Source organism: Pseudohalioglobus lutimaris, assembly GCF_002866825.1.
Classification (GTDB): domain Bacteria; phylum Pseudomonadota; class Gammaproteobacteria; order Pseudomonadales; family Halieaceae; genus Halioglobus; species Halioglobus lutimaris.
The window spans coordinates 70,920-83,297 of the sequence record NZ_PKUS01000001.1 but is presented as its reverse complement, the minus strand read 5'-3'; the positions used below and the strand labels follow the sequence as shown (position 1 = coordinate 83,297).

Genomic DNA, 12,378 nt, shown 5'->3' with positions numbered 1-12,378 from the left:
GATAGCTGGTTGAGGTTGACTTTTGCGTTGCCGTTCCCCTTTGGGTCACACCGGGCGACGTCCATCTTGCACTCATCGAGTGCGCAAACAGGCGATAAGCTGCTTTTTGTCTTGGAACTCAGAATGTTGCAGGTCTCCTGGCCGAACACGCTTTTACTGGCGTTGCCAAGTGGTAGCGCAAGTGTGAACCACGTCACACATCAGAGAGCGCTGCGCTGATAAAACTGGATTGACCCACAAAACCATCTATAAAGAAAGGGTATCAGTCCTTCCGTTCGCTTGAAGGGGCAGGGGGCTGAGACCATAACAATTTCGGAATTGAGGGATAGTCCTATGAAGCGTTTGCAAGTGATTTTATTCAGTGCCCTGATGCTCGCTACGTCGCTGAGCTATGCAGGCGGCAGGCACCACGATGGAGATAGGCAGTGGAGTCGTGATGGGCAGCACCAGTCTCGTGGGGACCGGCAAAAGCAGTTCTCGCGTAACTACACGCGAAACGGCAAGCAGTGCCGGGATAAGCCTAAATCGGTACCAGAGCTGGATGCTGGTGGTGCAGGGTTGGCCCTGGGTCTGGTGGTAGCAGTGGCCGCAGCAAGGCGTGAACGGTTAACGCACGCAAGCTGTAATTCAATCGTCAACATATTGCGCCGGCCTGGTGAAGTTCCCTGAATCGCTTTCCTTGGGGACCCTCACCCTTCCCGGCTCATGCTCTCTTTGAGCTGTTTTCAGGGTGACATGGGAAGGAGTACATGTGACCTAACTCTACAATGCCAACGTTGAACCAGACTCAAGCTCAAACCTGAGTTAAATAGTCTGCTCACTGTTTACAGCATCGTTGCAACAGTCCAGTTGTTAATGGTCATGGTCAAGTCGCTCTCTCAGCTGACCCGGCGCTTGTAGGTCCTGAGGCATCGCCAGGTGGCCGATGGCGTCGCTGGGATAGATGCCTGATCGGGAGAGGTTTCTTAGCCCAAATTCCTTATTTAAAAAACATGCAACAGCTTTTCGACGTCTGGCTGTGACCCGTCCCGCGCAAAAGGATTTCTGGCTCTATTCTTGAAACTGGCTAGTGCTCACCCTGTTGAGGCGTCCGTATTGTGTTTGCCCAGGTCCGCTATAGGCAGTTAGTCCTGCGGGATGGTCTCCGCTCCACCGTCTTCCAACTGGACCCATTCATTGTTGTACTGTACAAATATCGAGAGCAGTCAATCACAGGTTTAATTGCGGATGGAATTCAAGGACTACTATGAGATTCTGGGTGTCGCCCCGGATGCTGAAACGGCTGAGATTAAGTCGGCGTATCGCAAGCTGGCCCGCAAGTACCACCCGGATCTGAATGCAGAGAAAGACGCCGAGGCGAATTTCAAGGAGGTGGCAGAGGCCTGGGAGGTCTTGAAAGACAAGGATCGTCGAGCTGAATATGATGAGCTACGACGTTACGGGGGCAAGCCACATCACGATTTCGAGCCACCACCCGGTTGGCAATCCTCTACCGGCGCTCAACACCAGCACTTTAGCGGCGATTTCTCTGATTTCTTTAATTCGATTTTTGGCGGAGAGTTCACGCAGGAGGGTCGTAGCACATCAGGCGCTTTCGGCTTTCGCGGTCAGGACGTCGAAATTGAAATGCCAGTATTTCTGGAAGAAACAATTGCGGATGTCGTTAAGCCCATCGAGTACGAACTGCCGATAGTCGAGAAGGGACAGCTGCGTCACAAGCGTAAATCGTTGAGGGTTACCATCCCCGCCGGTGTTGGGGATGGCGAACGCATTCGGTTGAAAGGGCAGGGTGCTCCGGGACAGGGCGAAGCCCCGCCGGGTGACCTTTACCTTCATATTCGTCTGGTGCCACACCCCATCTTTGATTTGGAGGGCCGCAACCTGCTGGTAACCGTGCCCGTCGCTCCCTGGGAGGCGGCGCTTGGGGCAAAAGTGACTGTGCCGACCCTGGATGGCAGGATAAACCTGACGATTTCCCCGGGGAGCCAGTCAGGGCAGAAGTTACGAGTAAAGGGGAAGGGGCTTGTCGGTAAGACGGGTAAGGGCGACCTTTATGCAATATTGAAGGTAGTCATGCCAGATAATACCGGCCCAGAGGTGGAGGGACTCTGGAAGAAACTGTCGGAAGCAGCAGCTTTTGATCCCAGAAAGGAATGGAGGGATAAGCGATGATCTCCACCGTTGTAAAAATATCGGTCAGCGAACTCTGCGAGAGGGAAGAGCTGTCGCGCTCACTGCTGGTACAGCTTGTACAGTACGAGATTGCACGGCCTGTTGCGGGCTCAACAGTCGACGACTGGATCTTTGACGTCACCAGCGCACACTGGATGACGCGAGCCGTTCGCCTACGGCGGGACCTGGATATTGACTGGGTTGCCGTTGCCATGCTGATCGACTTGCTGCGAGAGCGAGATCGGCTAAGCCAGGAAAACGAATACCTTCAGCAGCGACTGGGGCGGTTTATGAACGATGAGGATCGTGGTCCGAATTAGTCAGCGGCCTCGGAGCTTACAATAAAGCTTGCCACTTTGCTCCACACCTCATTGAATTCAGCTTCGCGAAAACCGCTATTCGTTATCAACCAGTCATAATGCTTGATAGCGTCGTTGGAGCCCTGGCCATGGTGGCCGATGATATCCATGTGGTCGGCCTGTACCGCAGCAATACATTGACCCCATGGCTGTGAAAGCGTTGGAACTATCCCGTCGTTGGCGGAGTTGTCAGGCATTTCGCCCAGGCTGCTCTTCAATGCGGACCTATGCTCCCGCTTGATAGCGGTGAATTCATAACCCTCAGAGAGTTTGCTCAGGCTGTAGTACAAACCCAATTGCGCCTGGGCGCCCGGGTTGAGCCCCAATTCCCGGGCCGTATCCAGACCAGGCGGTCTGGCTCGAGTCACTACCGAGCCGTACCTGACGGTATCCCGGTCTCCAGCAGCCGCATTGAAGAGATCCATTGCTTCAACAGTAAGCTGAGTGAGCAGCGATTGATCGCGTTGCAGCTCCCCCAGTAGCTCTTCTACCTGCAACCGCCGTGTTTTGTCGAAATTCGCCAGTAGCTGGTCATAGAGTTGGTCCGCCAATGAACCCGTTGCTCTCTCAAGGCTTGAGGGAAGTGCGAATAGTCCCGCCATTCTGGTCCATGCAGAGAGTGGCATGTGTCCATGCCGTATGGCGACCATGGTTGCCAGTGACAGCAGGCGCAATAGTCTCTGCCCGAGCATGCTGTTGAAAAATGAAGCGATTGGGGCACCACGGTGCGGCGTTGCAATGCTGATACTGGAACGTACTTTGCCTGCTACATTGTCGACGTTTTTCCTTGTCTGAAGGTCGACTGCCGGGGTCAGCAGCAATCGTGCATCAAGTCCGCCGGTGGAGTGGCCGACGAGGTGAATTCGGTCATCTGCGGCGTTACGTGCCGACAATATGGTGTCGAGCAATACGCGGGTGCGTGTGCGCAGGCTGGCCGTCGGCAGTGACTTAACATAGTGGATTTGTGAAACCCCACCCTCAGCATCAAGGAACTGTTGCAGCCGTTCGCGTACCGGCCCCCAGTAGGTGAAATCTCCCAGATTGGTGAATCCGAAAAAACCGGGTATAAGGAAAATATGTCTCTTCACGACGCTGCTTCCAATCCAGCCCAACTCGCTGGATTATTTGACTAATCTGACCGTGTGGATCGATGGGTGGCCTTACCCGGAAAGTAAGGCCCTTCTGATTACACGCGGCCGCCTTTATCTGGATTGAGTCGACAGCTCTGGTAGGCAGACTTCTGCCTGCGATCTGCAGCCGGCGACCGCGTCGAAACGCTGTCGCCTCGCTGCGTTATTCAGGCTTCGCCTAACTCAGACGTACAACCAGGGCACCTGGTGGCTTTAATCGCAATGCTGGAGAAGCAATAGGGACAATCTTTCTCGGTCGGCTCCGCTGCCGGCTCCTCTTCTTCTGCCTGCAGTTTGTTGATGCTTTTGATCAGCAGAAACACGGCAAAGGCCACGATCAGGAAACTGATCACTGAGTTGATAAACACTCCGTAGCTGATCGTTACCGCGCCGGCTTCCTGTGCAATCGCCAAGCTGGAGTAGGGGCCTGCAGTAGCACCCTCTTTGAGGGTAATAAACAGGTCGGAAAAGTCTACTCCTCCAAGCAGAAGCCCAATGGGCGGCATTATGACGTCGGCGACCAGGCTCTTAACGATCGTTCCAAACGCGCCGCCGATAATGATGCCCACTGCCATATCAACGACATTACCGCGCATGGCAAATTTTTTGAATTCATCAAGCATAATAAACCCTCCTGGGAGACAAGCCGCAGCCTTTATTCTTTTTTTGAAAGGCGGCGCAACCGAACCATCCGACAACGCCGGAAACCATTATCAGTATACTGCAATTAGCGCTTGTGTAGAGTTGATAATTCGACCGCAGCGGGAAACTGTGCAATTCACAGGTCACAGGCAACCGTCCAGTTCCTGCCAACCGGCTAAACCGGGTGTTAGGCTTAATGATTTGGTGTCGCTGTCAGCAGCCCCCGGAAAGTTCATGCAAAGAGCGTAGCAGAATGTTTGCCTGAAGCTGCAAACCGTCAGTTCACAATCTCGGCAGTTCATCCGTTCATAGCGCGCAGGAATTCTTCCGCAGCCGCTAGCGTGCGAAGAGTATCTCTTCTGCGCGCGACGCTATGCTGAAAGCGCGTGCGGCATCAATGGGTGACCCGTCACGGTTGTTGGCCATCATAATCACGACGTAAGCGCCGCGTTCATCAGATTCGAACAGCCAGCTCAAGGTGAACACGTAGTTGCCGTCTGCGTTCGCCAGGGATCCTCCTTTTTGCCAGACACGATCCCAACGGTTACGTACCCAAAGTAGAACCGCCTCTGAGCCCATGGCCTGGTCCATTAACTCAAAATGTTCGCTGCGGTTATTAAACTTTCGAAGGCCGGCATAGGCGCGACACACATCGTCGGCACTTGCAGCCCAGCTACTATCGAAAAGTGCGTCCTGGTTTGCCTGAGGAAATGACATGACTGGCCCCAGCGGCTCTATCGTGTTGGTCAGGATGTCGCGCTGCTGTTCCTCGGTGCCCTGTGCGTAGGCCGTGGCTTCATTGGGAGACAGGCTCCAGAAAATGTGGAATTGTTCGTTCGTACTGAGAAAGGGAGTCATCAGCTGGCGGTTGCGGTGGCGAAAAGCCTTCAGAGTATCTTCGACACGCTTGCGGCCCACCAACTCATGGATGTGGTCCGTAGCGGTGTTGTCCGAGACTCCCATCATCAGGCTGGCCATATCGCGCAAGGGAAACTGCGTTCCCAGTGCTACGTCGTTAATGCTGGATCCAGCGGGTACAATTTCATCGGCATCCAGTGGAACCATCGTATTAGGGCTGATTCTCTTTACGCGCATTTCTTCGGTCAGGGCACCAAGCACCCAGATTTTGAAGATGGAGCCCGTCGGTTGCGGTCTGTCGCCGCGCAGGTTGTAGATTGCCTTACACTGGTCGTTGTCGATGCGCGCCACCAACATGCTGGTGTCTGAGGCCAGTGCTGCAAAGCGGGCCCCGAGTTCGTTGAGGCGCAGACCTTTCTCGGGCTCCGCGGTGTTACTGCCTCCCTGCGGGAAATTGTGTTGAACGGAAAAACTGGTAATCAAGGCGTCATCACTGTACTCCGTGGCCAAACTTACAAAACTGCCAACGGCGTTGCCGGACGCCGGTGCGATCAAGCCTCGCGCAAAAACCGGGGTCGCGGTGACCAGGTCACGTACCGCAGGATTGTCAGTGCCATTGCGGATTGAGTTAATGTCGTCACGAATGCTGGATTCACCTAACCGGGCCAGAAGGTCGGGGTGAAAATGCTGACGCAATTCGGTCGATGTGGTGCTGCCACCGCTGACCTCTTCAACCAGCCATGCCAGCTGTCTCGCCGCAGGGTTGTCAGGTAACAAATACGCTCCGCTGTTGTTACGAAACAAGGGCCTAATGGGTCGTCGGAAGCGGGCAACTGCGCTGGGAATCTCGGCATCCTTGAACTGCTGAACAGTTTCTGCCGGTATATCAAAGCTACATTGATTGCCCTCGGGGGTCTGGCAGCTTTCCCAGGCATCATGCAACCAACCGGCCGCGGCGTCTGCTGTGAACGTTTCCTGATATCGGCCTTCGACCTCATAGCGACACGGAGCGGTTTGTCGATTGCAGTCTCGTATGCCCGAAGCGGAGCTGATACTTCCCTGGCCGGAAATGGCCACGCCGTGCTTGCAACCTGCGGTAGTGAGAAGGCCCGCTGCTAGGGTGGTCACAAGGAGAAGCTGAAAAGAGGGCTTTCTGCCGGGTCGTAGAGCGAAACCTGCTTTCGCTTTGCTTAACATCAGCTGAGACGCCGGCATGACTGTACCCGGGGTTCGCCTTGCTGTGCAGATATGCGGTCGGCACTGTCAGTATTAGCTGTTGGCAGTTCGTTTACGAGCACAAACTCCGTGGCCGTGGTCATGCTAGGGATAGCGCTTTTCATCTTTTCTCCCGGAGCGTCGGTTAGGGACTGGTAAAGGCTGAGGTCAACAAGTCAGTTGAGTATAGGACGTATATACGGGCTGCGCTCAGATGGCGTGGTTATTCACGCTATGGTGCAATCTCGTGAGCAATTTCGCTGATAGAGCGCCCGATCACTGATCAGGCGCCTTCAATTTAGGTAGCCACAGCCCTTCCTTTGCATAGGCTTTCCAGGCCCAGGCTACCCAGCGAATCAACCGGCTTGCCAACCAGAGGGACCAGACCAGCATAACCAGGCGATATACGGCCAGATTCACACTGATCACGGTGGCGGTCGGGAAATCATTCTGTCCGGCGCGGTCCTGGAAAAAGTTGTACAGGTGCGACCAGCTGTTGTTCCCGGAAACCAGCATATCCGGGCTGGAAAGTAGCCCCATAGGTATGGCGGATACCAGCGTAACCAGTGTGATCAGCGCCCAGATACCCAGGCCTGTCTGCAGCAGGTTGAAGTTGATACGACTGATCGATGCTGGATCAAGCCGTTGCCGGAATGCCGCCAGAAAGAAGAACACGGCAACTATAATCACGCCATAGCTGTTGACCGTCGACAGGCCGATGCCCAACAGCAGCCAGCCAGGTAGTCCTATCGGGATCGACACAGGTAGACGCCGGCTCAGCACGGTCAGCAGCACCGCGCCCAGTATAATCACGCAGAACACACCCCAATAAAGCATGGCGGGGCCGATGTCGGGGCCAGTGAGATACAGCGGCCAGCGATCCTGCGGCAGAGTGTAGGTCAGGGTGATATTACTGGCGCCGTCCGGCAAGGTGACTTTTGGTGTCGTACTCAGCCAACCGGACCCGCCTTCCTGCTCAAACTCAACTTCGATATGCTGCTCTCCTGGCTGCAGAGCCACGCTGACCCGGCTGGCTTCAGGTAAATTCAGGCCGGTATTGTTGCGGCTCAGGGCTGTCACCCGGGCGTCGGCTGGCAACTCCAGTACGTAATCCTGTCCAATGCTTGCCTTGATCTTCAGCGTCAGGGTGTTTTGCTGTACCGCACCACCTGCGCGGTGTACCAGGCTGGCTTGCTCCACCGTAAATGTGGGACCGGCAATGCCAGGTGGACGGGCAAACTGCAGTCTCAGGGACTCTCCCGGCCACGGCTTCCAGTGGGGCTGCATACTGCCCACGCCGGAGGGCGCGCGGGTCGGGGGCACGCCTTCGTGATCTACGCGCCACAGTGCTGAGGGCAGCAAACGCCAGGTTTCAACATAGTGCGTTCCGTTCGCGGCAACCAGTTGCAGGCTGTCCACGGGCTGCATGCTGGACTCCCAGGCAATGTCCCGCTGGCGATCATTGAACTGCAGACGCGCATGCCCGTCTTTGAAGTTGACGGAAGCAGATAGCGGCCGTTCGAATGCCAGCAGTGCAACGTCGACCGAAACCGGACCTGACATCGGTGCCAGTCGGGTGACGCGGGTTGTTACGCGCCATTGAGTCCCCAGATAAAATTCCCTATGTACCGCAAAGAATGGCGTGATGGGCTCCGGGGTAAGCGTATCGCGCTTCTTTTCACGCACAGCCGCCGCAGCGCGCAGTGACAGAGTGCCTGATGGCACCCTGCCGTCAACCAGGCCACTCAACTGCCAGTGCTGGCCGCTAGCGCTGAGATTGTGAATCGGAGTGGGCAGGCTGACACTGGCAATGTCACCGCTCAACTTCCCGGATACGCTGATGACATGGTGGCCCTGGGGCAGCAACACGGCAAGGTGACCCTGGTGTCGTCGTGAGGCGGTATTGTTGTTACCGTCGATAAGCACGTCCGAAACCTGCCACCCCTGGCGCGGCGTGGGTAGCAGCAATAGCACATCGGTGTCGGCGTAGGCGCTAAACCCAATGCTAAGCGTATCCCGGGTGGTCTGGATAACACCCTTTTCCAGCGAGACACAGTCTGGCGCGCAGGCGGGAGATTTGATGAGGCGCCGTTCCAGTTCATCCAACAGGTGGCTGGGCGGATATTCTCCCGCATCCACGGTTTGCGACAGGCCACCAAAGGAAAGGCCGGCGATCAGGGCAAGAACAACACTCGCCTGGGTGACAGCTGGTGCATCTCCCGCGCTGTCCGCTACGGCACCATTGCTGCGCAGGCCGCGCAAGGCCGAGTACATCAACAAGCCTCCATAAGCCACTGTAAGCAGTGCGGCAAACACCCGCCACAGACGTGTCATCCAGGGCGAGCTGTACCACAATGAAAGCTCCGAGGATTCCGGCACCGGGCTGGTTGATTTCAGCTGTACCGTGTTCCACAGCCAGTTGGGTGCGCCGGGCCCAGTCTGTACGCGATCGTTTTCGCCAAGCATATAGGCGTCCTGTCGACCCCGAGTGGGTGCGGCAGCGCCCGCACTTGACTCAAGTTTGCTGCGCACCGCTTCCGCGACGGGTGCCCTGAGCTCTTGCCTGCTTTCGGTGAGGTCATTGGTCAACATAGATACGGCGCTGTCGGTGCTGGCTACTGAAGATTGGTAAACACCCACCGAGCCGCGCTCCAGAGAGGGGTAGATAGCGAGCCGGAAGTTGTTGATTGAGAACGCCACCAGGGCGAGGGTGAGGCCCGCACAGGAGAGCACTAATGCAACATCAATACTGCGTTTGATACGCCCGGCGGCAATCACCGAGATCGGCAACAGCAGCAGTACGACAGCAAGCAGTCCTGTGGGCATCCCCGGCTCATGGTAGCCAGCCAACAGGGCGGCAAGCGCGAGGCAGGCGGCCGGGAAACTGACCAGCCTGCGCGTGGCGGCGACTATAATCAACACCAGGAAGATGCCCCAGAGGTCCCAGTTGCTCAACCAGGTGCCGTATATGCCGTCTACCCCTGTCGCGTGCATCACCCGCCAGCCGGGGGGAATGTGCAGGGTCGCGCTGAACCCGTCGGCCCGGATGTCCCAGCCTGTAGCTGAGAAGCGTGTGGGCGAGCCGATACGGGTAACGGCCTGCAGGGCGATTTCCGGGCTGCGTATTTCCACGCCATCTGCCTCACCATGTGTTGTCACCAGCACGGGGTGGCCAGAGACCTGCGCACTGCCAAGCCGAGTGTCGGGTTGTGCGTTGAGTCGCCAGTCCCGGCGCATTGAACCGGTCACCGATTCAACGCCGGTGAGCGTGGTGCCATCGAAATCCAGCCACAGGTTTCTATTCACGGTGATGGTGTTTGCAGCAGGGGATTGGTCACCCCGATATTCAGTGACCATTTGCAATGTGGTACTGCCGTCCAGTCGCCAGGCAGGCAGTTCTTTCCATTGTGCGGGGATCGGCACCTGGGAGGTGTCGATCCCCGGTGCTCCAGAGAATTTCACCTGGCGCAGGTCACTGTTGCCGGCAAAACTCAAGTATTCAAATTCGGGCCAGGGCTCGCCGTGGCGCTGTGGGGCAAACTGCTCCGGCGACTTCAGTAGACGAGACATAACGACCACTGAGTGCCGCCCCGCCGAGAGCTGTACGCGCAGGTTACCATTCTCTTCGATGCGGGCCGGAAGGGGTGACTCAATGGCCATAAGCGCCGTATTGGGCCAGGCGAGCTGGCCCACCTCCACTTCCCGGGGTTCGCCGCTCACTGTCAACACCGCACGGGTTTCCAGGGTCATGGGCACGCCATCGGTCAATTTGCGGAACACCTCAATACCCAGCGCATTGCGCAGTTTTACCGGCGCGGCTTCCGTATCCCGGCCTAGCACAATCTGCCCGTCCCGGCGCTCAGGACTAGCGGAGCGTCCTTGATCAGTCAGCGTGACCAATGCAATGCTCTCGGGTACAGCGAGGCCGGAGGGGCGACGCTGCCACTGGATCTGGCCTTGAATGATGTGCTTGCCCTTGTTGAGCGAAGCGTGGGGCACGCCCTTCCGGTCAAGCACCGCAGCGCGTGTTGCATTCACCATTACGTTCATCGGCCACGAACCGGGCGCACCCGGAAGAGGTACCAGGGCATCATCCTGGAATACTTCCACCTGGTAGTTAAAACTCAGGCCTTTACCGCGTAGTTCAATTTCCAGACGCCCGGGCCAGATGCATTCCCTGGAACTCGCGCTCCCCAGTACCCAGGGGCACTCGCGGTCGATGTGCTTTTCCAGTACCCAGTCCCGCCACTGGCTGAGATCAGCAGGGCTCGCAAAACCGGGCTGAGTGAAAAACAGGAATGCAAAGCAGGTGAAATACCTGAGGGCGGGACGACTCATCGGGTTCTCCGGCACGGTACTTATTTGAAGATAACCATAGCATCGTTGCCAGGTTACGCATAACAGAGCAGGGTTTCCTGGCAGTGCTGCACCGGCGTCAGCTATAGTCAGCCGGTCGGTAATGTGGTGACTGTGTCTCCAGTCCGGAGCTAAGTATGCTCGTCAGATGAAACGACCCTGTTCCTGCCGCGTCGTTTGCCTTCGAACAGATATTCGTCGGCTTGTTTCAACAAGGCATCCAGCTGATTCGCGTCACCGGGAAAGCTCGCCACCCCGAGAGTCACGGTCAAATTGCCACTTGGCTGCTGCTCCTGGCAAGGAAAGTCAGCCTGCTCTATCGCCAGGCGTAGCTTTTCAGCTAGCTCCACCGCAAGTGCCTTCCCACAGTCAGGCACTACAATGACAAACTCCTCACCGCCAAAGCGTGCGGCAAGGTCACCTCTTCGCAAGTTAGAAGCCAATAACGTTGCCACGCTCTTCAGAGCCTCATCACCCATCTGGTGGCCCTGATTGTCGTTATAGAATTTGAAGTTATCCACATCAATCATTACAAGGGAAAATTCACGCTGGTTTTCTGGATAGACAGTGACGAGTGCTTCGAGTAGCTGGTCTAGCCGGCGGCGATTGGCTAGCCCGGTCAGCGGGTCGGTTTCGGCGTCGCTCTCCACCCGGTCCAGCTCGAGGTTCTTGTAGTAAGCCACCCGCGTCCTGCTAATGATGTGCTTGAGATCGAATGTGGGGCAGGGCTTGCCGACAACGTCATCGGCGCCATGCTGTATGAGGAACTCTCGCCTGTTTGCATCATTACAGGACTTGCTCAAAATGATAATGTGGGCGCCTCGCAGCTTCATCGACCTGACGAAAGAGGAAATTGAATTCCAGTCGTTTTGAAAATCATCAAAAAAGTCGACATCTGAAACAATGACGTCAAAACGATATGCGCTCGGAAAATCCAGAAAGCTACGGGGGCTGTCGAACTCCATGATCTCGGCCTCCTGCCAACAACTACCCAGCGCCTCCCGCGCGGCCACTCGATCCTCCTGATTGGTGTCAATTACCCCTATATGGATATCACCTTTGGACGTTATTCGCTGGTTCCTGCGTATCAGTGACTGCGCAGTAGTGATGCGTAATTTGGCGGCCATAGCATGGGAAAACAAAACGTACAGGACCGAAGCGTGCGGAGAGTTTTTCTCAATTTTCAGCAATTCAGCGGGAAAGGTAACCAGGTCGCACTCGGACTCTGCCACCACATCTGCCGAGCGGGGGGTGCCCTGGATAACGGCCATTTCACCAATCAGGTCCCCGGGCTGATTGAGGCGCAGGACAAACTTGTCATTGGAAATAATGGCCACCGAGCCCTTTACAAGAATATAGATTTGCGGTGGTGCCGTATCCCCTTCACGAATCAGCAGCGTATCTTTGGCTGCTTTTATGAGCGACCCCTGCCTGAGAATGCTCCTCAGTATGTCCGGAGCCAGTCGTTGGAAATACCTGCCGGAGCATATGATTTTTACCAATGCCTCCAGCGCGGAGTGATCCTTGGCTGTATGAAGAGGTCCTGGTTGCATAGTAAATCGTGCTGCGTCCATGAATGCGGGGCCGTGACTCCTGATGAGAGCAAGCTAGTTCAGAAATCGACTCAGGGCAAGTCAGTCTGTCCG

At 56.2% G+C, this 12,378-nt stretch carries 8 protein-coding genes; 3 read left to right on the top strand and 5 right to left on the bottom strand.

The genetic code is table 11. The annotated features are described in order from the left end of the window. The first annotated feature begins 333 nt into the window (after nucleotides 1–333). The 3 genes from C0039_RS00300 (at nucleotide 334) to C0039_RS00290 (ending at nucleotide 2,492) form a co-directional block, all read left to right on the top strand. Nucleotides 334–669, top strand: coding sequence for a hypothetical protein (locus tag C0039_RS00300; protein ID WP_101516929.1), 336 nt, complete (start codon nucleotides 334–336; stop codon nucleotides 667–669). Nucleotides 670–1,227: 558 nt separating this feature from the next. Then, nucleotides 1,228–2,172, top strand: a complete 945-nt coding sequence (locus tag C0039_RS00295; protein ID WP_101516928.1) for a DnaJ C-terminal domain-containing protein — start codon at nucleotides 1,228–1,230, stop codon at nucleotides 2,170–2,172. Next, nucleotides 2,169–2,492 carry a chaperone modulator CbpM gene (locus C0039_RS00290; protein ID WP_101516927.1) on the top strand — a complete coding sequence of 108 codons (324 nt, stop codon included), beginning with the start codon at nucleotides 2,169–2,171 and terminating at the stop codon, nucleotides 2,490–2,492. Before C0039_RS00295 ends, C0039_RS00290 begins: the two co-directional genes overlap by 4 nt. Here the strand turns inward: C0039_RS00290 and C0039_RS00285 are convergent. The 5 genes from C0039_RS00285 to C0039_RS00265 all read right to left on the bottom strand — a co-directional run bounded on the left by C0039_RS00285 (nucleotide 2,489) and on the right by C0039_RS00265 (nucleotide 12,285). Next, nucleotides 2,489–3,619: a lipase family alpha/beta hydrolase gene (locus C0039_RS00285; protein ID WP_101516926.1), complete on the bottom strand. Its 1,131-nt coding sequence runs from the start codon at nucleotides 3,617–3,619 to the stop codon at nucleotides 2,489–2,491. The genes C0039_RS00290 and C0039_RS00285 overlap by 4 nt on opposite strands. Before the next feature lie 209 nt (nucleotides 3,620–3,828). Continuing rightward, nucleotides 3,829–4,284: a large-conductance mechanosensitive channel protein MscL gene (mscL, locus tag C0039_RS00280; RefSeq protein ID WP_101516925.1), complete on the bottom strand. Its 456-nt coding sequence runs from the start codon at nucleotides 4,282–4,284 to the stop codon at nucleotides 3,829–3,831. 355 nt (nucleotides 4,285–4,639) lie between these two features. Beyond that, nucleotides 4,640–6,289: a serine hydrolase gene (locus tag C0039_RS00275; RefSeq protein WP_165786994.1), complete on the bottom strand. Its 1,650-nt coding sequence runs from the start codon at nucleotides 6,287–6,289 to the stop codon at nucleotides 4,640–4,642. 363 nt (nucleotides 6,290–6,652) lie between these two features. Continuing rightward, nucleotides 6,653–10,714, bottom strand: a complete 4,062-nt coding sequence (locus C0039_RS00270; RefSeq protein ID WP_101516923.1) for a hypothetical protein — start codon at nucleotides 10,712–10,714, stop codon at nucleotides 6,653–6,655. 149 nt (nucleotides 10,715–10,863) lie between these two features. After that, nucleotides 10,864–12,285 (bottom strand): diguanylate cyclase, encoded by a 1,422-nt coding sequence (locus C0039_RS00265; protein WP_207796339.1) that lies wholly within the window; start codon nucleotides 12,283–12,285, stop codon nucleotides 10,864–10,866. Between the last annotated feature and the right edge of the window lie 93 nt (nucleotides 12,286–12,378).